The following is a 25,276-nucleotide window of genomic DNA, read 5'->3' as shown; positions in this document are numbered from 1 at the left end:
GTAGAGAAGCCTACCACAACGGCAGCACTGAGGCATCCGTTCCTGTACGGGAGACACCCCTTTTCCCGCATAACACGAGGACGTGACTGGCTTGATGCAACCCCGTAATTTCCGCGCCATCCCCGAGGGAGAGATGAGGAAACGCCATGGACAAGAAGATGCACGACAAGGGCCTGGAAGTCCGCAAAGCGGTGCTGGGCGAGACCTATGTCAACAATGCCCTGAAGAACGTTGATGATTTCAACCGCCCGTTCCAGGAGATGCTCAACGAATATTGCTGGGGCACGGTGTGGGGCCGCGAGGAGCTGCCGCGCAAGACCCGCAGCATGCTCAACATCGCGATGATCGCGATCCTCAACCGCCAGCACGAGTTTCGCGCGCATCTGAAGGGCGCGCTGACCAACGGCGTCACGCGCGACGAGATCCGCGAGATCCTGATGCAGGTCGCGATCTATGGCGGCATGCCCGCCGCCGTCGACAGTTTTCGCATCGCGCGCGAGGTGTTCGCGGAGATCGACGGGAAGGCGTGAAGGGCGAGCGAGGTCAGGGACGCAACGCCCTCACCTCCGTCGTCCCGGACAAGCGAAGCGCAGATCCGGGACCCATAGCCACAGGAAGATGTGGTTGCGGGGACTCGGAGTGAACGCTTCGGCACGACGACTCCTCCCTGTGGTTATCGGTCCCGGATCGGCGCGCGCCTAAGGCGCGCTTGTCCGGGACGACAGCGAGGATGGAACGAGAATCTTTCACAGCAACCAAGAAGAAACAAGGAAACACCATGGACATCGGATTCATCGGCCTCGGAAACATGGGTTTCCCGATGGCGCGGCGGTTGATCGAGGCCGGCCACAAGCTCGTCGTGTTCGACACGCGCAAGGAGGTCACGGACGGACTGGTGGCGCGCGGCGCAACGGCTGCGGCATCGCCGAAGGACGTCGCCGACCAGGTCGAGACCGTGATGGCGAGCCTGCCCTCGCTGCAGGCATCGCTCGAGGTCGCGACGGGCGCCAATGGCGTGATCGAGGGCAAGCGTGCAAAGCGCTTCATCGATCTCTCCACCGTCGGCTCGGCGATGGCAGTGAAAATTCACGGCTTGCTCGCCAAGCGGAACATCGTGCAGATCGACTGCCCGGTGTCCGGTGGCGTCGGCGGCGCCGAGAAGGGCACGCTGGCGGTGATGGTGTCGGGGCCGAAGGCCGAGTTCGAGCTGCTCAAGCCGGCGCTCGACGTGATCGGAAAAGTGTTCTTCATCGGCGAGAAGCCCGGCGCGGCGCAGACCATGAAGCTCGCCAACAATTTCCTGTCGGCCACAGCGATGGTGGCGACGTCGGAAGCGGTGGTGATGGGCGTCAAAGCCGGGCTCGATCCCGCCGTGATGATCGACGTCATCAATGCCGGCTCGGGCATGAACACCGCGAGCCGCGACAAGTTTCCGGGCTCGGTGCTGCCGCGAACGTTCGACTTCGGCTTCGCCACGGGATTGATGGTGAAGGACGTGCGGCTCGCGCTGGAGGAGATGAAGCACCTTGGCCTGTCGATGGAGGTTGCGGACGCGGTCGGACGTTTGTGGGAGACCGTGATAGCTGCGGAAGGCGCCGAGTCCGATTTCACCGCGGCGATCAAGCCGATCGAGAAGAAGGCGGGCGTCGTGGTCGGCGGGAAGACCGGCGGATTGGCCGGAAAGTAGTGTTGCGTTCTCCGCCGTCGTCCCGGGGCGCGCAAAGCGCGAACCCGGGACCCATAACCACAGGCGGGAGTTTGGCGAAGACTCGGAGTTCTCAGCGTCGCGCCAAACTCCTCCCTGTGGCTATGGGTCCCTGCGTTCGCAGGGACGACCAACTTTGTTGAGCCGGCGTCGCGCTCACCGTCGCCCCGCACAGCCCGCACAACCAAAACGCGAGCTTGCTGTTATTTGCTCTACGTCTCCATTCACCCTTGAGTTGTAATCTTTGTAAGTTATCCTGTCCTCTCTAGCCTGCAAAAAAATCAGGGAGGACGGAATGAAGCGTCATCGACACTTACTTGTCGGTGCGACCATGGCCCTGTTTGCCTGTGTCGCAATCGGTACTTCGCCCGCAATGGCGACGGCGTGCACTAATCTTCGATCCTTGCAACTCCAGCACACGGTGATCAATTCGGCGGACGACAACACGACCGGCACCTTCGTGCCGCCTGGCGCGAGCCCGATCACCGGCCTTCCCGCGTTCTGCCGCGTCACCGCGACCCTGGTCCCGAGTTCTGATTCCAGCATCAAGATCGAAGTCTGGCTGCCCGAAACCAACTGGAACGGCAGGTTCCTCGGCACCGGCGGCGGCGGCTTCCAAGGCGTGATCACCTATAGCGAGCTCGCCAGCGGCATCCAGGCCGGCTTTGCCGCGACCAACAGCGATCTCGGCACCGGGTCTTCGGGATGCAACCCGCTGTTCTGCGGCTCGGCCGGCAACATGGGCAATCCGCTCGCCATTCAATTCGGCGATCCGGCGGCGCCATCGACCGGCCTGTTCGGGCATCCCGAGCGGATCAAGGATTTCGGCTATCGCGCGATCCATCTGATGACCGTCCGCGGCAAGGAAATCGCCAACGCGTTCTACGGGCAGCGGCCGCAAAGGGCCTATTTCGCCGGCTGCTCGACCGGCGGCCAGAACGCCCTGATGGAGGCGCAGCGCTTCCCCAACGATTACGACGGCATCCTGGCGGGCGCAGCCGCGTTCAACCGCACCCACCTGCACATGGCCGGGCTCTACAGCTGGCAGAACGCGCATGCGACCCCGGGCCGGTTCATCCAGACCGGCCAGATGACGCTGATCAACCAGGCCGTGCTCAAGCAATGCGTCGGCCAGGACGGCGGCGCCAAGACCGACCAGTTCCTGATCGATCCGCGCGATTGCCGTTTCGATCCGAAGGTCCTGCTCTGCAAAGGTGGCAACGCGCCGCCTGCGTGCCTGACCTCGGAGCAGGTCACGACCATGCAGCGCTATTATGCCGGCACGATCGACCCGGTGAACGGGCAGATCATCAATCCGGGCTCCCAGCGCGGCAACGAGACCGACGACATCCGCGCACTTGGCCTCGCGTTCCAGGAGCGTCTCCCTGAGCCGGCCTTCGACGGCCTGTTCTACTGGGTGTTCGGCCCAAGCTTCGGCTATCCTTCAAGCCCAACCAATTTTGCCAATTTCGACTTCCACCACGACATCGCAAAAGTCGACGACCAGCTTGCGGCGGTGCTGAACGCAACCAGCACCGATCTCAGCGAGTTCCGCGAGCACGGCGGCAAGCTCTTGATGTATCACGGCTGGGCCGACCCGCTGATTCCGTCACAGAGCAGCATCAATTATTTCCTCGCGCTGGTGGGGAATGAAGGTCAGGGCTTCCAGCCGGTCGGGTTCTTCGATCATGACAACGGACATGGCAATGGACCTGGCAATCCGGCGCTGCGACGGACCCAGAGCTATGCGCGGCTGTTCATGGTGCCCGGGATGTATCACTGCTCGGGCGGGCCCGGTCCCAACACGTTCGATGCGCTCACACCGCTTGTCAAATGGGTCGAGGCCGGGGTCGCCCCGGACACGATCCTCGCCACCAAGTTCGTCGATGACACGCCGCCGGCGGTGCAGATGACGCGGCCGCTCTGCGTCTTCCCCAAGGTCGCGAAATACAACGGCAGCGGCAGCACCAGCATTGCCGCGAACTTCACCTGCATCACCGACGAGAACGACTTCAATCAGAAGCCGGCTCCGAAATACGGGCCGTGACATACAGGCAGGACCGGCAAGCACATGCTCGCCGGCCCTGCTATCCCTCAGATGCGGATTTTCGCGCGACGATGGCGTGGCTCACAGCCACGGCGCTGGCGTGTCCATCGCGATCAATTGCTCGACCTCCACGCGCGGGCGGACCACGGCGTATTGGTCGTCCTTCACCAGCACCTCGGGCACCAGCGGCCGCGTGTTGTAGGTGCCGGCCTGCACCGCACCGTAGGCACCCGCGGTCATGATGGCGAGGAGATCGCCCGCCTTCGGCGTCGGCAGCGTGCGGTCGAGCGCGAGATAGTCGCCGGTCTCGCAGACCGGGCCGACCACATCGGCCATGATGGTGGTGGCGCCCTTGGCCGGCTGCATCACCGGCAGGATATCGTGATGGGCCTCATACAGCGTCGGGCGGATCAGATCGTTCATCGCGGCATCGATAATGACGAAGTTCTTGCCGTCGCCGTGCTTCACATAGATCACCTTGGCGACGAGGATGCCGGCATTACCGACGATCATGCGGCCCGGCTCGAACATCAGCGTGCAGCCGAGATTGTGGCTGACGCGCTTGACCATGGCGGCATAGGCATCGGGCGCCGGCGGCGCGTCGCGGTCCATGTAATAGGGAATGCCGAGCCCGCCGCCGAAATCGACGTGGGAGATGTTGTGGCCGTCGCTGCGCAGCGTCTGCACGAATTCGGAGAGGATGCGGAACGCGGTCTCCATCTTGGACAGATCGGTGATCTGGCTGCCGATATGGACGTCGGTGCCGGTCACCTCGATGCCCGGCAGCTTGGCGGCGCGGGCATAGACCTCGCGGGCATAGGCGATCGGGATGCCGAACTTGTTCTCGGACTTGCCGGTCGAGATCTTTGCGTGCGTGCCGGCATCGACGTCGGGATTGACGCGCACGGAGATGCGCGCGGTCTTGCCCATCTCGGTCGCAAGGCGCGAGAGCAGCTCGAGCTCCGGCTCGGATTCGATGTTGAGGCAGAGGATGTCGGCGGCGAGCGCCGCGCGCAGCTCCGCCTCCGTCTTGCCGACGCCGGAGAACACGATCTTGCCGCCGGGAATGCCCGCGGCCAGCGCGCGCTTCAGCTCACCGCCGGAGACGACGTCGGCGCCGGCCCCGAGCTTGGCCAGCGTGCGCAGCACGGACTGGTTGGAGTTCGCCTTCATGGCGTAGCAGACCAGCACCTTCTCGCCGGCGAAGGCGTCGGTGAAGACGCGGTAGTGCCGCTCCAGCGTCGCGGTCGAATAGCAGTAGAACGGCGTGCCGATGGTTGCGGCCAGCTCGGACAGGTTCACCGCCTCGGCGTGCAGCACGCCGTTGCGGTAGTCGAAATGGTTCATGGCGTTGGCTCGGTTGCGCCAGCCTACCGGCTGGGTCTTTCGTCCAGGAGCGGGTCGAGGATAAACGATTTCTTGGTGCCCTTGGGCGCCGCCGGCGCAGCATCCGCACCATAGGTGGGGTTGAACACGCTCGGCGTCTTCTGGGCTTCGATCTCGGTGTCGGTCGGCGCTGCGATATTGGCCGTGGACGCGCTGGAGGCGGTCGGCGGCAGATCCAGCGGGCCCTTGCGGCCGCAGCCGGCCAGCGCGAGCGCCGTCAGGCTCAAGACAATGATGGCCCACCCCGAGCCGGCCGGGCGAAACTTTGACGTCACGACGAAATCCCCACTACGCGGCGCGCACCATACAGAGATTGGCGCGCTCTGGCGAGAGCCGGATGACCATGAAACATAAGCGAAATTTTGCCCTCAGCCCAATTTTCGCTCTTTTTCCAGCCGCTTCGCCCAGCTCTTTGCCTGCGACGCCACGTTCTTCGGCGCGGTGCCGCCGAAGCTGGTCCGGCTCTTCACCGACGATTCGACCGAGAGCACGGCGAGCACATCCTTGGTGATCTTGGGCTCGATCGCCTGCATCTCCTTGAGCGGCAGCTCGTGCAGCGCCACGCCGCCCTCGGCGGCCTTGGCGACGATGCGGCCGGTGACGTGGTGGGCGTCGCGGAACGGCATCTTCAGCGTCCGCACCAGCCAGTCGGCAAGGTCCGTCGCGGTGGCATAGCCCTCGCCCGCGGCAGCCTTCATCTTGGCCTCGTCGGGCACGAGGTCGCGGACCATGCCGGTCATGGCGCGGATCGCCAGCGACAGCGCGGCAAAGCCCTCCATGGCGCCCTGCTTGTCCTCCTGCATGTCCTTTTGGTAGGCGAGCGGCAGGCCCTTCATCACGATCAGGAGGCCGTTGAGCGCACCGATGACGCGACCGGTCTTGGCGCGCACGAGTTCGGCGGCATCCGGATTGCGCTTCTGCGGCATGATCGAGGAGCCTGTGGTGAACTTGTCGCTGAGGCGGATCAGCCCGACCAGCGGCGAGGTCCAGATCACGATCTCCTCGGCAAAGCGCGACATGTGCACGGCGCAGATCGAGGCCGCCGACAACGTCTCCAGCACGAAGTCGCGATCGGAAACCGCATCGAGCGAGTTCGCCATCGGGCGATCGAAGAGAAGCGCCTTCGCGGTGGCATGGCGGTCGATCGGGAACGAGGTGCCGGCGAGCGCGGCGGCACCGAGCGGGGATTCATTGAGCCGCTTGCGCGCGTCCTGGAAACGGCCGCGGTCGCGCGCGGCCATCTCGACATAGGCGAGCAGATGATGGCCGAAGGTGACGGGTTGCGCGGTCTGCAGATGCGTGAAGCCGGGCATCACGGTGCCGGCATGCTCCAGCGCGCGCTCCACCAGCGCCTGCTGGAACTCCGCGAGCGCGGCGTCGGTCTCGTCGACGATGTCACGGACATAGAGACGGAAGTCGGTCGCGACCTGGTCGTTGCGCGAGCGCGCGGTATGCAGGCGGCCGGCGGCGGGACCGATCAGCTCGGACAGGCGGCTCTCGACGTTCATATGGATATCTTCGAGCGCGCGCTTGAACGTGAAGTCGCCCTTGCCGATCTCTGACAAGATCGTGTCTAGACCCTTGCCGATATTTTTCGCATCAGAAGCCGTGATGATGCCCTGGCTGGCCAACATCGCGGCGTGGGCCTTGGACGCGGCAATGTCCTGGGCGAAGAGGTGACGATCGACGTCGATGGAGACGTTGATCTCTTCCATGATCTCATCGGGACGTTCCGAGAACCGGCCGCCCCACATCTTGTTGCTCATGATCCCCTGCTCACGTCCTGCTTGCCGCATGTTTGCTGACAGCTGCCAGCCGTATTAAGAGGCCCCTGATAGCCATATCTGCGACCGGATGACAAACGATATGCTCGACAAGAAGCCCTCCGCCACGCGCCGGATCCCCATCGTCATCGCCACCGTCGTGGTCGGTGGCCTCGCCGGCTTCGCCGCGCTGTACGGGCTGGGCCTGAGCCGGGCGCCTTCAGGCGATCCGACCTGCAAGCCGGCGGTGGCCACGGCCCAGAAGATCGCCCCGCTCGCCCATGGCGAGCTGGCCGCCCTGACCATGGCCAGCGCGCCCCTGAAGCTGCCCGACCTCACCTTCGAGGATGCCGACGGCAAGCCGAAGAAGCTCTCGGATTTCCGCGGCAAGACGCTGCTGGTGAACCTCTGGGCCACCTGGTGCGTGCCGTGCCGGAAGGAGATGCCGGCGCTGGACGAGCTCCAGGGCAAGCTGTCGGGCCCGAATTTCGAGGTCGTGGCGATCAATATCGACACCCGCGACCCGGAGAAGCCGAAAACCTTCCTGAAAGAGGCCAATCTGACCCGGCTCGGCTACTTCAACGACCAGAAAGCCAAGGTTTTCCAAGATCTTAAGGCCATAGGCCGGGCGCTGGGCATGCCGACCTCGGTGCTGGTCGACCCGCAGGGCTGCGAAATCGCGACGATCGCCGGGCCGGCGGAATGGGCGAGCGAGGACGCGCTCAAGCTGCTCCGGGCCGCGACCGGCAAGGCCGCCGCGTCGCTTTAAGCGTTTTCAGGCCGTGACGTTGAGGTTGCCGCCGACGCCGGGGCCAACATTGGCGAGGGAGGGCTGACCGGCGCCAAGCAGCGTCAGGACCGTGGATTTCTCCATGTCCATGTTCTGCTTGGTCAGCGTCGCCGCGATATTCGATTGCAGCGCGCCTTGCTGTGCGGCCAGCATGGTGCTGACCATTGCCATCATGTCCATTACGCGAACCCTCGTACCGGGCGCAGCCTAGAGGCGAGCGGTTAACGGGACATGAATTGTCACTGGGCGGATGCACGTCCGCAGGGCGATAGTGCCGTAGGGTGGGCAAAGCGAAGCGTGCCCACCAATTCCATCGTGTGATCAAAAGGGGGACGGTGGGCACTGCGCTGCGCGCCTTTGCCCACCCTACAGTACTGGAGAATTGGATCAGCGCGTCGGAACCGGCTTGGCGCCGCGGTAGTCGTAGAAGCCGCGCTGGGTCTTGCGGCCAAGCCAACCGGCCTCGACGTATTTCACCAGCAGCGGGCACGGGCGGTACTTGGAGTCGGCGAGGCCCTCGTGCAGCACCTGCATGATCGACAGGCAGGTATCGAGGCCGATGAAATCGGCAAGCTCCAGCGGACCCATCGGATGATGGGCGCCGAGCTTCATCGCCGCGTCGATCGCCTCGACATTGCCGACGCCTTCATACAGCGTGTAGATCGCCTCGTTGATCATCGGCAGCAGGATGCGGTTGACGATGAAGGCCGGGAAATCCTCGGAGACGGCGACCTGCTTGCCGAGCTTGGCGACGAATTCCTTGGACGCATCGAAGGTCGCATCGTCAGTGGCGATGCCACGGATCAGCTCGACCAGCTCCATCAGCGGCACCGGATTCATGAAGTGAATGCCGATGAAGCGCTCGGGCCGGTCGGTGGCGGCGGCGAGCCGGGTGATCGAGATCGACGAGGTGTCGGAGGCGACGATCGCCTCCGGCTTCAAGATCGCGCAGAGCTCATGGAAGATCTTGCGCTTGACCTCTTCCTTCTCGACCGCGGTCTCGATCACGAGGTCGCAGTCGGCGAGGTCGTCCAGCTTCTCGGCGAGCTTGATGCGCGCGACCGCCTTGGCCTTGTCGTCCTCGGTCACGGCCTTCTTGGAGACCTGGCGTGCCAGATTGCCGTTGATGGTGGCCATGCCCGACTTGAGGCGGTCGGCCGAAACGTCGTTGAGCACCACGTCGAAGCCGGCCAGCGCCGCGACATGCGCGATGCCATTGCCCATCTGACCCGCGCCGATCACGCCGACCTTCTTGATCACTGCCGCCATAATGTCATCCACCGGAACGGCGCGCAGATCGCGCCCTGCCTATCCCCTGAGCCGGGAGGTCTGATTTGACCAGAAGCCGATTTAATCAGAACCCGGGCTCGAAACCTAGATTGGATCGCTTCGAAGGCGTGCCCCACGCCAAAGAAAACGCCTCGAAAAAGAAAAACCGGCCGGAGTTTATGCCTCCGGCCGGTGTTTTTAACGCGTTTACTTGCCGAGCTTACCGAGTTCGGCCGTCAGCTCCGGAACCGCCTGGTAGAGGTCGGCGACCAGGCCGTAGTCGGCGACCTGGAAGATCGGCGCGTCCTCGTCCTTGTTGATCGCGACGATCACCTTGGAGTCCTTCATTCCGGCCAGATGCTGGATCGCGCCGGAAATGCCCACCGCGACATAGAGCTCGGGGGCCACCACCTTGCCGGTCTGGCCGACCTGCCAGTCGTTCGGGGCATAGCCGGCGTCCACCGCTGCGCGCGAGGCACCGACGCCGGCGCCGAGCTTGTCGGCCAGCGGCTCGATGTACTTGGCGAAGTTCTCGCGGCTCTGCATGGCACGGCCACCGGAGACGATGATCTTGGCCGAGGTCAGCTCCGGACGGTCGCTCTTGGCGACTTCCTCGCCGACGAAGGTCGACAGGCCCGGATCGGCCGCCGCAGCAACGCTCTCGACCGGCGCGCTGCCGCCTTCACCGGCAGCGGCGAAGGTGGAGGTGCGGACCGTGATGACCTTCTTGGCGTCCTTCGACTTCACCGTCTGGATGGCGTTGCCGGCATAGATCGGACGCTCATAGGTATCGGGCGCGACCACCTTGATGATCTCCGAGACCTGCATGACGTCGAGCAGGGCTGCGACACGCGGCATCACGTTCTTGAAGCGCGAGGTCGCGGGCGCGACGATCGCGTCATAGGACGGCGCCAGCGAGACGATCAGCGCGGCCAGCGGCTCGGCGAGATCGTGCGCATAGGTCTCGCCGTCGGCGAGCAGCACCTTCTTGACGCCGGCGAGCTTGGCAGCGGCGTCCGCCGCGGCCTTGGCGTTCTGGCCGGCCACCAGCACCTCGACGTCCGCGCCGAGCGCGGCAGCCGCGGTCAGGGCCTTGTTGGTCGCATCCTTCAACGACGCATTGTCGTGTTCGGCAATCAGAAGCGTCGTCATCAGAGCACCCCGGCTTCGTTCTTGAGTTTCGACACCAGCTCGGCGACGTCCTTCACCTTGACGCCCGCCTTGCGGCCCGCCGGTTCAGTCGTCTTGAGAACCTCGAGACGCGCGGTGACGTCGACGCCGTAATCGGCGACGGCCTTCTCCGCGATCGGCTTCTTCTTCGCCTTCATGATGTTGGGCAGCGAGGCATAGCGCGGCTCGTTGAGGCGAAGGTCTGTGGTGACGATCGCCGGTCCCTTCAGCTTCACGGTCTGCAGGCCGCCGTCGACTTCGCGCGTGACCTTGAAGTCCGAACCTTCGACCTCGAGCTTCGAGGCGAAGGTCGCTTGCGACCAGCCGAGCAGCGCGGCCAGCATCTGGCCGGTCTGGTTGCTGTCGTCGTCGATCGCCTGCTTGCCGAGGATGATCAGGCCCGGCTGCTCCTCTTCAGCAACCTTCTTCAGGATCTTGGCGACGGCGAGCGGCTCGACGTTGCCCTCGGCCTTCACCAGGATGCCGCGATCGGCGCCCATGGCAAGACCGGTACGGATCGTCTCCGACGCCTGCGCCGGTCCGATGGAGACCACCACGACCTCGGTCGCCTTGCCGCCTTCCTTCAGGCGCAGCGCTTCCTCGACCGCGATCTCGTCGAACGGGTTCATGGACATTTTGACGTTGGCGAGTTCAACGCCCGATCCATCGCCCTTGACGCGGACCTTGACGTTGTAATCGACCACCCGCTTTACCGGCACTAAGACCTTCATCGATCCTCTTTCACTCAATTTAGGAGGGGGGTTATTCAACTGGCGCGGAACCTAAAGGCCTGATCCGGCCCGGTCAACGCGCGACAGAGCCAAATTTTAGACCTTAGAAATGCTGATCTCAATGGGTCAGCGGTTCTGGCCAGGAACCCAGAGCACATCGCCGGAGCCGTTATGGTTAGCGGCGCGGCTGGCCACGAACAGGAAGTCCGACAGGCGGTTCATATACTGGATGCCAGCGCTACCAACGGGCTCGCCGGGCTGCGCCGCCAGTTCCACGATTACGCGTTCCGCCCTGCGGCATATCGTGCGGGCGACGTGGAGGTAGGCCGCGGCCGGCGTGCCGCCCGGCAGCACAAAGGACGTCAGCGGCGCGAGCTTGTCGTTGAGTGCGTCGATGTCGCGCTCGAGCCGCTCGACCTGGCTCGCGACAACCCGCAGCCGCTCCGCTTTGCCTTCCCGCTCGGGCACTGCGAGATCGGCGCCGAGATCGAACAGATCGTTCTGGATGCGGCCGAGCATCGCGTCGAACTCGGGCATGTCACGGGTGTGCAACCGCACCACGCCGATTGCGGCATTGGTCTCGTCGACCGTGCCATAGGCCGCGATACGCAGATCATATTTCGGACGGCGCTCGCCCGAGCCGAGCGCTGTCGTGCCGTCGTCACCGGTCTTCGTATAGATGCGGTTCAATACGACCATATGGACCTCTTGTTTTAGGGCATGATCTTGTCGAAAAACCGCTTCACACTTTGCGCTAACGCGGCCCTTCGGGTCCGGATCATGTCCTATCGCCCCATCGCCCAGACCGCGGCCATCGCGATGACGATCGCCACGAACTGAAGCAGCACGCGCCAGCGCATCAGCTTCTGCGAGGTGTTGGGCGAGCCGCCGCGCATCATGTTGACGAGGCCGAGCAGCAGTACCAGCGCCACGGCGCCGACCGCGATCGGCAGGATGAAAGTACTCAGGATAGATGCCATTAGGGGGTGATAACACCGTGTGCGGCGGTCCGCCATGGCGTTGGCGATCTGGCTTTCAGGCCGAGAATGTCAGAAGCTAACGGCATGATTTCCGATTTGCGTCCGTCGTCGGCCGTCTTCGCCTCCCCCCGAGGGCGGGACGAGGGAGCAGTACAGGGCACACAGTGAAGGCAATCCGTACCATCTACAACGTCGTGGAGGACGCCTTCTACACGTTCCTGGCCGACGATGGCTGGGCGATCGCGAGCCACATCGCGCTGTCGACGCTGATGGCGCTGTTCCCGTTCCTGATCGTGCTGACATCGCTCGCCGGGTTCTTCGGCTCCAAGGAACTTGCCGACCAGGCCGCCAGCCTGATGCTGCAGGTCTGGCCCAAGCAGGTCTCCGATTCGATCTCGGGCGAGGTGCACGACGTGCTGACCACGACCCGCTCCGGCGTGCTGACCATCGGCGCGGCGCTGTCGGTCTACTTCGCCTCCAATGGCGTCGAGGCGTTGCGGGTCGCGCTCAATCGCGCCTATGCCGTGGTGGAGATGCGGCGCTGGTACTGGCTGCGTCTGGAATCGATCGGCTATACGCTGGTCGCCGCCTTCACCGCGCTCGCCATGGCGTTCCTGATCGTGCTCGGCCCGCTGCTCATCGAGGCGGCGCGGCGCCACATTCCGCTGTTCGTCGAATCCAACGAAAGCATCCTCACCTGGCTGCGCTACGGCATCACCATCGCCGCGCTGGTGGTAGCACTGTTCATCCTGCACGCCTGGCTGCCGGCGGGACGGCGCAGCTTCTTCCAGATCCTGCCCGGCATCGTGTTCACGATGGTGGCGTCGCTAATCTCGGGCGTCGTGTTCGGCCAGTACCTGGCGCGCTTCGCCAACAACTACGTAACGATGTATGCGGGGCTCGCCTCGGTGATCATCGCCCTGGTGTTCTTGTATTTCATCGCCGCGATCTTCGTTTACGGAGGCGAGCTCAACGCCGCGATCATCAAGTCGCGGCTTCCTCACGGCGTCTCGCTTCAAGCAGCGCAGTCGCTAAAGCCCTAGGCGACACGGGCTTGACCAGGAAGGCGTCGGCGCCGGCCTCGCGCGAGGCCACCTCGTCCTCGCCGCGGCCGGACACGCCGATGATGGGGATCTGGGCCAGCGGCGCCGGCATGGTGCGGATCCGCCTGATGGCCTCGATGCCGTCAATGCCCGGCAGCACCATGTCCATCAGCACCGCATCAAACGCGCCCTGCGCCAGCCGGTCGACCGCGTCCTCGCCGCGCCCGACGAACTCGGCATGATGGCCGAGCTCGGTCAGGATGGTGTTGAGCACGACGCGGCCGAACGGATTGTCCTCGACGCTGAGCACGCGCAGCGCAGCCATTGCATCCGCTTCACTGCCGTTCTTCGATCTGCGGGACCTTGCCGGCCCCGCCGCCTCCAGCGACACGGTCAACGTGAAGGTGGCGCCGCCGCCGCGGCGCGGCGCGACGGTGATGTCGCCGCCCATCGCGCGCGCCAGTTGCTTCACCGAGGACAGGCCGAGCCCGGCGCCGCCGAAGCGCGAGGCGATGGTGACGTTCGCCTGGGTGAACGGGCGGAACAGCCGCTTGATCTCGGCCATGGTGAGGCCGATGCCGCTGTCGGAGACCGAGAAGGCGACCCCGACCCTCCCCTTCGCCTTGTCGCTCTTCCTGCCCTTGGCGGGGCGCCAGGGCGCCACCGCGAGCGCCACACCGCCATGCTCGGTGAATTTGACGGCATTGTCGATCAGGTTCTCCAGCGCGGCGCGCAGCCGGACCGAGTCGCCGACCACGAGGCCCGGCAGCTTTCCGGAGATCTCGACCTCAGCCTGGAGGCCCTTGGCCGCGGCACGGCCAGCCAGCGAATCGCCGGCGCTGCGGGCGAGCGTCCTGAGGTCGAACAGGTCCTGGCGCAGCGTGTTGCCGCCCGTCCCTGTTCTGGCAGCGTCCACGAACAGCGTGGCGAGGCTCGCCAGATGCTCGGCGCCGGCCTTGATGGTGTCGGCCCAGCGCCGCTCCCGCTCGCCGAGATCGGAGGTCGCGAGCAGGTCGCTGATCGCGAGAATGCCGGTCAGGGGGGTGCGGACCTCATGAGCAAAGGCAGCGAGCGCGGCCTGGACCACGTCCGGCGCGTCCGCCTTGGTGCTGCGCTGACGCAACCGGCCGGCCGTCCCGGACTGCTTCCGAGGCGGTCGCCTGGACATCCGCGTGGTGCGCGCTGGGCGCGTTTTCGCCGCCATAACTCCCCTTCGAAGAACATCCTTCGAACCCCGGGCTCGCGGCAAGAATGGCACGGCGGAACACCTGGAGTCACGGCGGCGTTTGGCTAAACCCCAGAGAAACTTAACCTAATCCCACCAGCTGGCGGATACCGGCGGGTGTCATGCCGGCTGCGCGCAACTCGCGCAGGCCGGTCGAGCGGTCTGACTTCGACAGCTTCCGCCCCTCGCCATCGCGAATCAGGCCGTGGTGGCGATAGGCCGGTTGCGGCAGACCGAGCAGGGCCTGGAGCAGGCGGTGCACCGAGGTGGCATGAAACAGGTCCTGGCCACGCACCACCTCGCTGACGCCCTGGAGGGCGTCGTCGACGACCACGGACAGGTGGTAGCTGGTCGGGGTCTCCTTGCGGGCCAGGATGACGTCGCCCCAGGTCTCCGGCCGCGCCGGGACGGTGCCGCGCTCGCCGCCGGGTCCCTCGCCGAGCTCGTTCCAGCTCAGGCCGGCAACGCCGCAGGCGGCCGCCATGTCCAGCCGCAGCGCATAGGGCGCACCTGACGCAATCAGCCGCGCCCGCTCGTCGTCAGTCAGCGATTTGGCGTGACCGGGATAAAGCGGCGCACCATCGGGATCGCGCGGCCACGGCCCGTCGGCCTCGCGCGCGGTGACGAGCCTGGCGATCTCGGCGCGGCTTTCGAAGGCGGGATAGACCAGCCCGACCGCGGAGAGCTCTTCCAGCGCGGTGCGATACTCCGCGAGATGCTCCGACTGCCGGCGGACCGGCATCTCCCAGGCTATCCCGAGCCAGGCGAGGTCCTCGTAGATCGCCGCCTCGAACTCCGGCCGGCAGCGCGTCGCATCGATGTCCTCGATCCGCAGCAGCAACCGCCCGCCGGCCTCGCGCGCGCGGTCAAAGTTCAGCAGCGCCGAATAGGCGTGGCCGAGATGCAGCAGGCCGTTGGGGCTGGGGGCAAATCGGAAAACGGGTGGCATGAGTTCTCAGCTATTCGTCATTGCCGGGCTTGACCTGGCAATCCATCCTCCATGACTCTGTTACGATAGGAGATGGATGGCCGGGTCAAGCCCGGCCATGACGCCGGAAAGAGCTTGCCGAACTGCGATGACCATCCACCTCGAAAGCCAGTCCGATCTCGAAGAGGCCGTCCACGCGCTGGTCAAGCGCGATTCGCGCCTCAAGCCCGTGTTCGAGATCGCGGGCATGCCGGCGCTACGGCGGCGCGAGCCGGGCTTTACGGGGCTGGCCCACATCGTCTGCGGGCAGCAGCTTTCGACCGCGAGCGCCGCGGCGATCTGGGGACGGCTGTCGGCCGCGTTCGATCCGTTCGACCATGACGCCGTGCGCCGCGCCCGCACCGACCGGCTCGGGCGGCTCGGCCTCTCCGCAGCCAAGATCAAAACGCTGAAGCACCTGGCGCGCGAGATCAATGCGCAGCGGCTGAACCTCGACGTGCTCGCGGAGGAAGACGCGGACGCCGCGCATCACACGCTGATCTCGCTGCCCGGCATCGGGCCGTGGACCGCCGACGTCTATCTCCTGTTTTGCCTCGGCCATGGCGATGCCTGGCCGGCCGGCGATCTCGCCGTGCAGGAAGGCATCAAGATTGGCCTCGGCCTGAAGGCGCGGCCAACCGAAAAGCAGATGGCGCCGCTCGCCGAACCCTGGCGCCCCCTGCGCGGCGCGGCGGCGCATCTGTGGTGGAGCTATTACCGCGCAGTGAAGAAGCGCGAAGGTGTGCTGTCGGCATGAGCAGCCGAACAGCGTTTAAAACTATGTTGCTGTTGCAAAGCTCGCGCGCGTGACCGATTGAGATGCCGGCACGGACAAGCCGGGATCGACATGATGACAGCCACCGACTTCATCGTCGCGCGCGACGATTTCGAAACCTGCAAGACGATCTCAACGATGCTTCCCGCAGCCGACGCGTTGCCGCCGGATGCGCTGCTGGTGAAGGTCGACCGCTTCGCCTTCACCGCCAACAACATCACCTATGCCGTGCTCGGCGACACCGTGAAATACTGGGAGCTGTTTCCCGCGCCAAAGGGTTTTGGCAATATTCCGGTGTGGGGCTTTGGCGATGTGATCGCCTCGAGGCATCCGAACGTGCCGGTCGGCGAGCGCCTGTTCGGCTATTTCCCGATGGCGACGCATCTCGTCATCGAAGCTGCCGACGTCAGCAAGCGGGGCCTGCGCGACGGTGCCGCGCACCGGCAGAACGTAGCGCCCGTCTACAACGCCTATGCGCGCGTCAGCGGCGATCCCGCCTATGCCGGACGGCAGGGCGACTACCAGGCGCTGCTGCGGCCGCTGTTCATGCTGTCGTTCCTGGTCGACGATTTTCTCGCCGAGAACGACGATTTCGGCGCGCGCACCGTGCTGCTCTCGAGCGCATCGAGCAAGACCGCGTTCGGGCTCGGCCATCTCCTGCATGCGCGAGGCCGCAAGGTGATCGGGCTGACCTCGTCAGGCAACACCGCTTTCGTCACCTCGCTCGGCTGCTACGACGAGGTCGTCACGTATGATCGCGTGACGTCGCTGCCATCGGACACACCGGTCGCCTTCATCGACATGGCCGGCAACAGCGCGCTGCGCGCCGAACTGCACCGGCATTTTGGGGACCAGATGAAATGCTCGATGCGCGTCGGCTTGACGCATCGCGCCACCGACGCCGACGAAGCCGCCCTGCCCGGCGCCAAGCCGCGCTGGTTCTCTGCGCCCGAGACGATCCGCAAACGCGCCAAGGACTGGGGCCCGGGCGGCATCGAGCAGCGTTTTGGCCGGGCCTGGGCGGGCTTCGCACCGACGCTCGACCAGCGCCTGACCGTGATCGAGAGCCGCGGCCCGAACGCCGTGCGGCAGGTCTATCTCGACACGCTGAAAGGGCGCATTCCGCCTGAGCAGGGCCACATGCTCTCGCTGCTCGGGTAAATCGCTTTTGGCATGGGCTGATCCAGTATAGCGTTCGATCTCCGAGGAAACGCCGCGAAGACGGCCATGAGGTCGCGCATGCTGGACAGGACGCAGGATATTTCCGTCGCCGCGCAGGCCTGGCTCGATGAATTCGAGCGCACGCTGCGAAAGCCTGACCGCGAAGCGCTCGACCGCCTGTTCGTTGCCGAGTGTTTCTGGCGCGACGTGCTGGCACTGAGCTGGAACCTGCAGACGATCACCGGCCGCGATGCAGTTGCGCAATCTCTGACCGTGCTCGCGCCCAAGGCGGCCCCCACCAGCTTCAAAATCGCGCCGAACCGCGCACCTCCGCGCTGGGTGATGCGTGCCGGCACCAACAACATCGAAGCCATCTTCAATTTCGAGACCATGCTCGGCCGCGGCAACGGCATCGTACGGCTCGTGCCCGATACCACCGACGGCGACCGGCTGAAGGCGTGGACGCTGCTCACCGCGCTCGACGAGCTCAAAGGCTTCGAGGAACAGCTCGGCACCTCGCGGCCGCGCGGGCAGGCCTATTCGCGCGATTTTCGCGGACCGAACTGGCTCGACCAGCGCAACGCCTCGCGCGACTATGCAGATCGCGATCCGACCGTGCTGGTGGTCGGCGGCGGCCAGGCCGGGCTCGCGATCGCGGCACGGCTGAAGCAGCTGAAGATCGACACGCTGATCGTCGATCGCGGGGCGCGCATCGGCGACAATTGGCGCAAGCGCTATCACGCGCTCACACTGCACAATCAGGTGCAGGTCAATCACCTCCCCTACATGCCGTTCCCGCCGAACTGGCCGGTCTATATCCCCAAGGACAAGCTCGCCAACTGGTTCGAAGCCTATGTCGATGCGATGGAGCTGAATTTCTGGACCGGCACCGAATTCGAGGGCGGTGACTACGACGAGGCGGAGGGACACTGGACGGTGACGCTGCGCCGCGCCGACGGCAGCCAGCGCACCATGCATCCGCGCCATGTGATCATGGCGACCGGCGTCAGCGGCATCGCCAACATTCCTGACATTCCGACCCTCGATAATTTCAAGGGCGCGCTGCTGCATTCCAGCCGCTACGAGGACGGCGAGAACTGGACCGGCAAGCGCGCCATCGTCGTCGGCACCGGCAACAGCGGCCACGACATCGCGCAGGATCTTCATTCCAGCGGCGCCGAGGTGACGCTGGTGCAGCGCTCGCCCACACTCGTCACCAATATCGAGCCCTCGGCACAGCTCGCCTACGCGACCTACAATGAAGGCACGCTCGAGGACAACGACCTCATCGCGGCCTCGATGCCGACGCCGCTCGCGAAGAAGACCCATGTAATGCTGACCGAGCAATCGAAGCAGCTCGACAAGGAGCTGCTCGACGGCCTTGCCCGCGTCGGCTTCAAGCTCGACTTCGGCGAGGCCGGCACCGGCTGGCAGTTCAAATACCTCACCCGCGGCGGCGGCTATTATTTCAACGTCGGCTGCTCCAACCTGATCGTCGAGGGCGCGATCAAGCTGAAGCAGTTCTCCGACATCGAAGGCTTTACGGCCACAGGCGCACAGATGAAGGACGGCACGACTGTTGCGGCCGATCTCATCGTGCTCTCGACCGGCTACAGGCCGCAGGAGTACCTCGTGCGGAAACTGTTCGGCGATGCCATCGCCGACCGCGTCGGCCCGGTCTGGGGCTTTGGCGACGGCTTCGAATTGCGCAACATGTATGCGCGCACCAAGCAGCCCGGCCTGTGGTTCATCGCCGGCAGCCTTGCGCAGTGCCGCATCAACTCGAAATATCTCGCGCTCCAGATCAAGGCGATCGAGGAAGGGATTTTGGAGCCGACGTAACCACACTCGTCATTCCCGGGCGCGTGCAGCGCGAGCCCGGCATCCATGGAAACTCCGGGACGGGCGGCCCGATGGATTTCGGGTTCACGCTTCGCGTGCCCCGGAATGACAAGAGGAGAGATCAATGCCAGCCATTCTCGGCACCGGCGAGCACCGCTACCGCGTCGTCGACAATTTCGCAAAGCTGCCGGACGGCTGGCAGCTCACCGACGTCGCTTCGGTCGCGGTCGACAGCAAGGACCGCGTCTACGTCTTCAACCGCGGCGTCCATCCGATGGTGGTGCTCGACCGCGAAGGCAATTTCCTCCGAAGTTTTGGCGAAGGCCTGTTCTCGCGCGCGCACGGCCTGCACATCGACGCCGACGACAATCTCTACTGCACCGACGATGGCGACCACACCGTGCGCAAATGCACCACCGAGGGCAAGGTGCTGCTGACGATCGGCATTCCCGCAAAGCCGGCGCCGTTCATGAGCGGCGAGCCGTTCCACCGCTGCACCCACACTGCGCTGTCACCGAAAGGCGAGATCTACGTCTCCGACGGCTATGGCAATGCGCGCGTGCACAAATTCACCCCTGACGGCAAGCTGATCAAGAGCTGGGGCGGGCCGGGCACCGATCCCGGCCAGTTCAACATCGTGCACAACATCGCGACCGATGCCGACGGCTGGGTCTATGTCGCCGACCGCGAGAACCACCGCGTGCAGGTGTTCAACGGCGAGGGCAAGTACGAGACGCAGTGGAACAATTTGCACCGGCCCTGCGCGCTGTGCTGCTGCGGCGGGGCCAAGAGCCCGACCTTCGTCATCGGCGAGCTCGGCCCCGGCCTCGACATCAACCGCAATGTGCCCAATCTCGGCCCGCGGCTGTCGATCGTCGACGCGCAGGGCAAGCGCATCGCGCGCCTCGGCGGCGAGCAAGGCCCGGGCGTTGCCAGCGGAAAATTCCTGGCCCCGCACGGCATCGCGCTGGATTCGAGGGGCGACATCTATGTCGGCGAAGTCGGCGTCACCAACTGGAAAACCAGCTTTCCCGACGAGGAGATGCCGGCCGCGGTGCGCGCCACGCGCTGCCTGCAGAAGCTGGAGCGGGTGCGGGAATGAGGCATCGGCGACCCGCAGCGGCGGTTCCGGGCCGCCCCGCATGATCGCTCCCCGAATCACGGCGTTTTTGAGCGCTTCGCCACCCCGCCGCCGCATTGCTTGCGCCTGAATAAGTCGCTCAACGGGCTTCACAATCCCGTCACGCTGCATGTAGTATGTCAGTACATGCTGCTTCGCAGCGTACATTGGAGGCCGGGAGCGTTACTTGAACGCACATGTCTCGCAAGGCAGTTGGCCGGTGCTGGTCCTGAACGCGGACTTCCGGCCGCTGAGTTACTACCCACTGTCTCTGTGGTCGTGGCAGGACGCGATCAAGGCGGTGTTCCTCGACCGCGTCAACATCGTCGCGCATTACGATCAGGCGGTTCGAAGTCCCACGCTGGAAATGCAGCTGCCCAGCGTCGTCTCGCTCAAGTCCTTCGTCAAGCCGACCACCCATCCCGCCTTCACCCGTTTCAACGTCTTCCTGCGCGATCGTTTCGCCTGCCAATATTGCGGCTCGCCCGAAGACCTCACCTTCGATCACATCATCCCGCGCAGCAAAGGCGGCCAGACCACCTGGGAGAACGTGGTCGCGGCGTGCTCGCCCTGTAACCTGCGCAAGGGCAATCTCACGCCGGCGCAGGCCAAGATGTTTCCGCGCCAGAGCGCATTCGCGCCGACCGTGCACCAGCTCCACCGCAACGGCCGCCTGTTTCCGCCGAACTATCTGCACGACAGCTGGCTGGATTATCTCTACTGGGATACGGAGCTGGATCCGTAGGGTCGGATGCGGTTCGGTTCTCTTCGCGGCTCCCGATCGGTTGTTTTCTTCGCAGTCCTCGGAATCGGATGGCCTGCTGCGGCCCGTGCTTTGGATTGCCCTTCTGCCTTCCCGAGCTTTTTCGAGTCGATCGACGCCAGCGCCGATCCGGCAAGGAAGATCGAGGATCTTGAGGCACGCGCAGCGCTCGCAAATCTGAGCCCGATAGTTTTCAGCGGTCGACTTACAGGGGTCAGCTCCCTTGGCGGCTCTGAAGTTCAGGCCCCCGTCGAGCTCCTGACATTCGAAGACGTTAAAATTCTAAGGGGCGAGTTGTCTCGGAGCAGGCGCGACTGAAAGGCGGTGATTGCGCACCATGGATGGTGCGATGGGACGTGTCCCACAGGGCAGCCGTGGATACCCGGCGCACTGCTTACGATCGGAACTTCTCCAGCCGCCGACGTGGTGAAGATCGACGGAAAAGCGGTCTACCATGGACGGGTCGACGGTGAGTCGGGTCCTTGCGGAACCTTTTTTCTTTCGCGGCTGCAGCTAAAGCTGATTGCCACATCTCCGGAGGAAATTTCACGGCTTGAACGCGAGCATCCGCGGCGCAAGCGGCCGTATGATTTGCCCAAGACCGCCCATTGATGCTCACACCCCGATCGCATTCCGCGCCACGACATCCCGATAGAACGCCGCGCTCAGCTTCGGCACCCTCGCCTGCGTCTCGAAGTCGACGCGATAGACGCCGAAGCGCTTGCCGTAGCCGAAGATCCACTCGAAATTGTCCATCAGGCTCCACAGGAAATAGCCGCGGATCGGCACGCCCTCGCTGATGGCGCGCTGCATCTGGGTCAGGTAGTTGCGCAGGAACATGATGCGGTCGAGGTCGTAGACCTGGCCGTCGGCGGCGATCTTGTCCTCCGACGAGGTGCCGTTCTCGCTGATGTAGATGTTCTCGATGTTCCAGACCTTTGCGGCGAGGCGCGGCGCCCAATAGATCACCTCGGGGCCGATGCGCAGCCATTCCGAGTTCATGTGCGGGAACGAGGTCGGGAACGGCAGCACGTGGAAGCCCGACGCGCGCTCGGACGCGGTGACGTAGAACTGCGGCGCGTAGATGTTGAGGCCGACGAAATCGTTCGGCGTGCCGATGATCTTCAATTCGTCAGGCGTGAACTTTGGCGCATCCGCGCCGGCATAGGCGAGAAGGCCGTCGGTGTACTTGCCCTCCAGCACCACGCCGAGGAAGCCGGCATTGAGCTCGCGCGTCGCGATCTCGGCGGCGCGGATGTTGTCCGGCGTCGCGATCGCCGGCACGCAGGCGGCGATGTTCTCGGCCGCGCCGACGCGGGTGCCGGCACGCCCGGAGGCGCGGATCGCCTGCACCGCGAGCCCGTGCCCCAGCGCGACGTGATGGCGCGCCTGGTTGAGCTGCGCGGTCGGCAGCTTGAGGCCGGGCGCGTCGATGCCCCAGCCATAGCCGAAATTCACGAAGCGCCCGACCTCGTTGACGGTGAAGACGGTCTTCACGCGATCGGTCAGGCGCGCCGCAACATAGGCGGCGTAATCGGCAAAGGCTTTCGAGGTGTCACTCGACTGCCAGCCGCCGACACGATCCTGGAGCGCCTGCGGCAGGTCCCAGTGATAGAGCGTGGCGTAGGGTGTGATGCCGTTCGCGAGCAGCTCGTCGACGAGACGGTTGTAGAAGTCGAGCCCCTTGGGATTGGGCTGGCCCGTGCCTTCGGGAAACACCCGTGGCCAGGCGATCGAGAAACGGTAGGCCTTGACGCCGAGCGCCTTGATCAGCGCGACGTCCTCCTTGTAGCGATGATAATGCTCGTTGGCGCGGTCGCCGGTCGAGCCGTCCTCGATCTTGCCGGGCGTATGGCTGAAGATATCCCAGATCGACTTGCCGCGGCCGTCCTCGTTGACCGCGCCCTCGATCTGGTAGGACGAGGTCGCCGTGCCCCACAGAAACTCCTTCGGGAACGGTGCCGGCGCGTGACGGTCCACCGCCGGCGCATCGTTCTCCGCGCCCCTGGCACCCGCCGCAGCGCCGAGCGCGGCGAGGCCGGCGAGCTTTGCAAAACCGCGCCGCGAGAATTTTGCGAGCATCCCTATCTCCGCGCCTGCGCCATGTCGATCTGATAGACCGAGATCCGGTCGATCTCGAAGGCCACGCTCGGGGGCGATTCCGCGTCGACGGGACCGACGCCGAGAAAGAATTTCGATCCGATCGCGAGATTGACGATCATGTACATGGGATCGTCGAAGCCGATCGGCACCTTGATGTCGGAGACCGGCTTGCGGTCGATGAAATAGATCAGCCGGTCCTCCTCCCACAGCACGCCGTAATTATGAAACGCGCTGGAGGCATCGCCAACCGCGAAGTCGAAGCCGCAGGACTGGATCTTCTGGGTCGAGGGAATCCGCCAATGCGTGGTCATGACGAGATCGCCAGGGCGCTCGCCGCGGCCTTCCAGCACGTCGACCTCCGGCGGCCAGCCGCCGTCGTCCGCCAGCATCCAGAATGCCGGCCACACCGCATGGCCGACCGGCAGCTTGGCGCGGATCTCGAAATAGCCGTGCTTCTGCGCGAACTTGCCCTGCGTGGTGAGTATCCCCGAGATGTACTCGTTGTTGAACAGCACCGGCTTCAATTCCGGCGGCGTGCGGCTGGCGACGATCGACAGCACGCCGTCCTTGACCTTGAACGGGTCAAGCCCGAGCGGCGTTGCGGCGCGCCCCGCGTAGCGCGGATCGACATAGATCTGCTGCTCGCCATTGGCGCTGGTCTTGCGCTTGAAGTCGGAGCCGTCGCCGCCCCAATAACGTGCCTCAGGCCATGCCGCGCCGCCGGCGTAATGCGGTACCCAGCGCCCGCTCGCGAGCGGATGCTGATCGAAATCGTCGTTGAAGGTGCGGCGCAGCGGCAGGAACGCGAGCGAGGCCGGATTGACCGCCTCCAGCCGGCGGCATTCGATCATGGAAGGATCGGTCGTCACTTGCAGCGACAGGCTGTCCGGCGCGACATCGAGATCGTCTTGCGCGATGCCTGGCGCAGGCATGCCACAGAGACCGATCGCAATCAGAGCGCCCCTCGTCCAACGGTCGATCATCACCGCACATCGAACAGGCCAGGAAAGGCGCAGAAATTAACCCGCCCGCATTGAAACGGGCAAGCTGGCGATCCTGCACCGACGGGCGTTTTTGAAAGGAATATCGAGGTCGCGGCCCGACTGCTGGCTTCGCGACGGTTTCGACCTACCGGCCGCGAATGACGCCGCTACGCGCGCTGCAAGGCGAGCGTCACGCCGCCAAGCGTCAGCGCCATCGCCATCCATTCGCGCAGGCCCAGCGGCTCGCCAAGAATGATCGCCGCGGAGACTACCCCGATGACGGGAACAATCAGCATCCCGGTCGAGGCGGAGGTCGGCGGCAGGCGGCGCAGCGTCTCGAACCAGGTGACGTAGCAGACGCCCATCGGCACCAGCGTCATGTAGATGAAGCAGCCGAGGCCCCGCGGCGTGATCGCGGTGACGTTGGGATGCTCGAACAGGATGCCAAGGATCAGCATCGTGGCGCAGCCGAGCCCGACCTGCCAGGCGACGACGACCAGCGGCGGCATCGGCCACGGCTTGCGGTTGAGCACGTTGCCGAGCGCGAACAGGATGGCGCAGAGCAGCGCGAGCGCAATGCCGAGCAGCTTGTCGGCGCCGAACGCAAAGCCGTTGCCGCTCAAGAGCAACGCGACACCGGCGACACCGAGGACCAGCCCGAAAACATCCCGCAGGGTCGGCCGGGTGTGCAGCACCGGCCAGGCGAACAGCATCGCCCAGATCGGCATGGTGTAGGCGAGCAGCGCACCCTCGCTCACGGTCACGTATTTCATCGCGACCGTGCCGAGTCCCATCCAGGCAAACACATTGGTGAGGGTCGCAAACAGCAGCCGCGGAATCGCCTCACGCGGCACCGCGAAGGATTCCTTCCGGCTCAGCACCAGGGTACCGAGAATGAGCGAGGCGCAGACACCGGCAAGCCCGCGCGCGAACAGCGGCGGCCATTGCTGGAGCAGCAGCTTCATCAGCGGCCAGTTCAGCGCCCAGCCGAACGCCGTCACGCAGAGGCAGAGAGAGCCGATTGTCCTGTCACGCCGCGTCGAATCCATGGACAGCGCTTAGCAGGCGATCGCCGGCACTCCAATGCCGCTGGCGCATGCGGGCCATCACGGAGCAAGGAACCGCAAGCGCCGGTGTCCGTTCAGGTAGAGGCCATACGCCTCACGACAGCCCGACTGTCCGCGAGGACCGGCCCATCCGCCACACAAGGGGAGACCGCCATGCCCACAGCCGAGACGGATCACGTCTACAAGATCCTGGAACTGGTCGGATCGTCCGAGACCTCGATCGAGGATGCGATCAAGAACGCGGTCAGCCGCGCCGCCAAGACCGTTCGCGAGATGAAATGGTTCGAGGTGGTGCAGACGCGCGGCCACATCGAGAACGGCACCGTGCGTCATTATCAGGTGACGCTGCGCGTCGGCTTCACGCTGGAGGGATGAGGCAGCGGATA

At 64.9% G+C, this 25,276-nt stretch carries 26 protein-coding genes; 12 read left to right on the top strand and 14 right to left on the bottom strand.

Features of this window, described 5'->3' with window-relative positions:
* The first annotated feature begins 146 nt into the window (after positions 1 to 146).
* The 3 genes from BRAGE_RS0143015 (at position 147) to BRAGE_RS51190 (ending at position 3,752) form a co-directional block, all read left to right on the top strand.
* Complete coding sequence (locus BRAGE_RS0143015) at positions 147 to 530, top strand: carboxymuconolactone decarboxylase family protein (protein ID WP_027562819.1); 384 nt, start codon at positions 147 to 149, stop codon at positions 528 to 530.
* Between the two features lie 248 nt (positions 531 to 778).
* On the top strand, positions 779 to 1,687 hold the full coding sequence (locus tag BRAGE_RS0143010; RefSeq protein ID WP_027562818.1) for an NAD(P)-dependent oxidoreductase: 909 nt from the start codon (positions 779 to 781) through the stop codon (positions 1,685 to 1,687).
* Positions 1,688 to 2,000: 313 nt separating this feature from the next.
* On the top strand, positions 2,001 to 3,752 hold the full coding sequence (locus tag BRAGE_RS51190) for a tannase/feruloyl esterase family alpha/beta hydrolase (RefSeq protein ID WP_084334800.1): 1,752 nt from the start codon (positions 2,001 to 2,003) through the stop codon (positions 3,750 to 3,752).
* A gap of 81 nt (positions 3,753 to 3,833) precedes the next feature.
* Here BRAGE_RS51190 and lysA read toward each other — a convergent pair whose 3' ends face one another.
* The 3 genes from lysA to argH form a co-directional block, all read right to left on the bottom strand.
* The gene (gene lysA / locus BRAGE_RS0143000) at positions 3,834 to 5,099 is read right to left on the bottom strand and encodes a diaminopimelate decarboxylase (protein WP_027562817.1); all 1,266 of its coding nucleotides are present in this window, start codon (positions 5,097 to 5,099) and stop codon (positions 3,834 to 3,836) included.
* Between the two features lie 23 nt (positions 5,100 to 5,122).
* Positions 5,123 to 5,413: an LPS translocon maturation chaperone LptM gene (gene lptM, locus BRAGE_RS0142995; RefSeq protein WP_027562816.1), complete on the bottom strand. Its 291-nt coding sequence runs from the start codon at positions 5,411 to 5,413 to the stop codon at positions 5,123 to 5,125.
* Between the two features lie 93 nt (positions 5,414 to 5,506).
* A complete protein-coding gene (gene argH / locus BRAGE_RS0142990; RefSeq protein WP_027562815.1) occupies positions 5,507 to 6,904 on the bottom strand; it encodes an argininosuccinate lyase in 1,398 nt (465 codons plus the stop codon).
* Between the two features lie 100 nt (positions 6,905 to 7,004).
* Here argH and tlpA point away from each other — a divergent pair, with 100 nt between their 5' ends.
* Positions 7,005 to 7,670, top strand: a complete 666-nt coding sequence (gene tlpA / locus BRAGE_RS0142985) for a thiol:disulfide interchange protein TlpA (protein ID WP_027562814.1) — start codon at positions 7,005 to 7,007, stop codon at positions 7,668 to 7,670.
* Between the two features lie 6 nt (positions 7,671 to 7,676).
* Here tlpA and BRAGE_RS0142980 read toward each other — a convergent pair whose 3' ends face one another.
* The 6 genes from BRAGE_RS0142980 to BRAGE_RS0142955 all read right to left on the bottom strand — a co-directional run bounded on the left by BRAGE_RS0142980 (position 7,677) and on the right by BRAGE_RS0142955 (position 11,841).
* Entirely contained in the window at positions 7,677 to 7,871 is a 195-nt protein-coding gene (locus BRAGE_RS0142980) for a putative motility protein (RefSeq protein ID WP_027562813.1), read from the bottom strand.
* Between the two features lie 207 nt (positions 7,872 to 8,078).
* On the bottom strand, positions 8,079 to 8,960 hold the full coding sequence (locus BRAGE_RS0142975) for a 3-hydroxybutyryl-CoA dehydrogenase (protein WP_027562812.1): 882 nt from the start codon (positions 8,958 to 8,960) through the stop codon (positions 8,079 to 8,081).
* A gap of 207 nt (positions 8,961 to 9,167) precedes the next feature.
* Entirely contained in the window at positions 9,168 to 10,112 is a 945-nt protein-coding gene (locus BRAGE_RS0142970) for an electron transfer flavoprotein subunit alpha/FixB family protein (RefSeq protein ID WP_028146504.1), read from the bottom strand.
* Entirely contained in the window at positions 10,112 to 10,861 is a 750-nt protein-coding gene (locus BRAGE_RS0142965) for an electron transfer flavoprotein subunit beta/FixA family protein (protein WP_028146409.1), read from the bottom strand. The genes BRAGE_RS0142970 and BRAGE_RS0142965 overlap by 1 nt, the downstream gene beginning before the upstream one ends.
* A 126-nt stretch (positions 10,862 to 10,987) precedes the next feature.
* Positions 10,988 to 11,560 carry a cob(I)yrinic acid a,c-diamide adenosyltransferase gene (locus BRAGE_RS0142960; protein WP_027562143.1) on the bottom strand — a complete coding sequence of 191 codons (573 nt, stop codon included), beginning with the start codon at positions 11,558 to 11,560 and terminating at the stop codon, positions 10,988 to 10,990.
* A gap of 86 nt (positions 11,561 to 11,646) precedes the next feature.
* On the bottom strand, positions 11,647 to 11,841 hold the full coding sequence (locus tag BRAGE_RS0142955) for a twin transmembrane helix small protein (protein WP_018646527.1): 195 nt from the start codon (positions 11,839 to 11,841) through the stop codon (positions 11,647 to 11,649).
* Between the two features lie 164 nt (positions 11,842 to 12,005).
* Here BRAGE_RS0142955 and BRAGE_RS0142950 point away from each other — a divergent pair, with 164 nt between their 5' ends.
* Entirely contained in the window at positions 12,006 to 12,884 is an 879-nt protein-coding gene (locus BRAGE_RS0142950) for a YihY/virulence factor BrkB family protein (protein ID WP_027562142.1), read from the top strand.
* On the opposite strand, the gene BRAGE_RS0142945 is transcribed toward BRAGE_RS0142950, so the two are convergent.
* Together BRAGE_RS0142945 and gluQRS are read right to left on the bottom strand one after the other, a co-directional pair.
* On the bottom strand, positions 12,826 to 14,088 hold the full coding sequence (locus BRAGE_RS0142945; RefSeq protein ID WP_027562141.1) for an ATP-binding protein: 1,263 nt from the start codon (positions 14,086 to 14,088) through the stop codon (positions 12,826 to 12,828). The genes BRAGE_RS0142950 and BRAGE_RS0142945 overlap by 59 nt on opposite strands.
* 103 nt (positions 14,089 to 14,191) lie before the next feature.
* Entirely contained in the window at positions 14,192 to 15,058 is an 867-nt protein-coding gene (gene gluQRS / locus BRAGE_RS0142940) for a tRNA glutamyl-Q(34) synthetase GluQRS (RefSeq protein WP_027562140.1), read from the bottom strand.
* A 127-nt stretch (positions 15,059 to 15,185) separates the two neighbouring features.
* Between gluQRS and BRAGE_RS0142935 the strand changes: the two genes are divergently transcribed.
* The 6 genes from BRAGE_RS0142935 to BRAGE_RS57430 all read left to right on the top strand — a co-directional run bounded on the left by BRAGE_RS0142935 (position 15,186) and on the right by BRAGE_RS57430 (position 21,349).
* Entirely contained in the window at positions 15,186 to 15,833 is a 648-nt protein-coding gene (locus BRAGE_RS0142935) for a DNA-3-methyladenine glycosylase family protein (RefSeq protein ID WP_027562139.1), read from the top strand.
* A 93-nt stretch (positions 15,834 to 15,926) separates the two neighbouring features.
* Entirely contained in the window at positions 15,927 to 17,012 is a 1,086-nt protein-coding gene (locus tag BRAGE_RS0142930; RefSeq protein WP_027562138.1) for a DUF2855 family protein, read from the top strand.
* A gap of 78 nt (positions 17,013 to 17,090) precedes the next feature.
* Complete coding sequence (locus BRAGE_RS0142925; RefSeq protein ID WP_027562137.1) at positions 17,091 to 18,854, top strand: NAD(P)/FAD-dependent oxidoreductase; 1,764 nt, start codon at positions 17,091 to 17,093, stop codon at positions 18,852 to 18,854.
* A gap of 124 nt (positions 18,855 to 18,978) precedes the next feature.
* Positions 18,979 to 19,956 carry a peptidyl-alpha-hydroxyglycine alpha-amidating lyase family protein gene (locus BRAGE_RS0142920; RefSeq protein WP_027562136.1) on the top strand — a complete coding sequence of 326 codons (978 nt, stop codon included), beginning with the start codon at positions 18,979 to 18,981 and terminating at the stop codon, positions 19,954 to 19,956.
* A gap of 205 nt (positions 19,957 to 20,161) precedes the next feature.
* Positions 20,162 to 20,719, top strand: a complete 558-nt coding sequence (locus tag BRAGE_RS0142915; protein ID WP_008543309.1) for an HNH endonuclease — start codon at positions 20,162 to 20,164, stop codon at positions 20,717 to 20,719.
* Positions 20,720 to 21,160: 441 nt separating this feature from the next.
* Positions 21,161 to 21,349 carry a hypothetical protein gene (locus BRAGE_RS57430; RefSeq protein ID WP_231164152.1) on the top strand — a complete coding sequence of 63 codons (189 nt, stop codon included), beginning with the start codon at positions 21,161 to 21,163 and terminating at the stop codon, positions 21,347 to 21,349.
* Positions 21,350 to 21,352: 3 nt separating this feature from the next.
* On the opposite strand, the gene BRAGE_RS0142905 is transcribed toward BRAGE_RS57430, so the two are convergent.
* From BRAGE_RS0142905 to BRAGE_RS0142895, 3 genes are all read right to left on the bottom strand, one after another.
* Positions 21,353 to 22,819 carry a GH1 family beta-glucosidase gene (locus BRAGE_RS0142905; RefSeq protein ID WP_027562135.1) on the bottom strand — a complete coding sequence of 489 codons (1,467 nt, stop codon included), beginning with the start codon at positions 22,817 to 22,819 and terminating at the stop codon, positions 21,353 to 21,355.
* 2 nt (positions 22,820 to 22,821) lie between these two features.
* Entirely contained in the window at positions 22,822 to 23,823 is a 1,002-nt protein-coding gene (locus BRAGE_RS0142900; protein ID WP_027562134.1) for a glycoside hydrolase family 16 protein, read from the bottom strand.
* Positions 23,824 to 23,990: 167 nt separating this feature from the next.
* Entirely contained in the window at positions 23,991 to 24,872 is an 882-nt protein-coding gene (locus tag BRAGE_RS0142895) for a DMT family transporter (RefSeq protein ID WP_027562133.1), read from the bottom strand.
* A gap of 171 nt (positions 24,873 to 25,043) precedes the next feature.
* On the opposite strand from BRAGE_RS0142895, the gene BRAGE_RS0142890 reads away from it, so the two are divergent.
* Positions 25,044 to 25,265, top strand: coding sequence for a dodecin (locus BRAGE_RS0142890; RefSeq protein WP_027562132.1), 222 nt, complete (start codon positions 25,044 to 25,046; stop codon positions 25,263 to 25,265).
* Positions 25,266 to 25,276: the final 11 nt, after the last annotated feature.

The organism is Bradyrhizobium genosp. SA-4 str. CB756 (assembly GCF_000473125.1).
Lineage (GTDB): Bacteria > Pseudomonadota > Alphaproteobacteria > Rhizobiales > Xanthobacteraceae > Bradyrhizobium > Bradyrhizobium arachidis.
The sequence above is the reverse complement of the archived record's forward strand: the minus strand, read 5'-3'. Positions and strand labels throughout refer to the sequence as shown.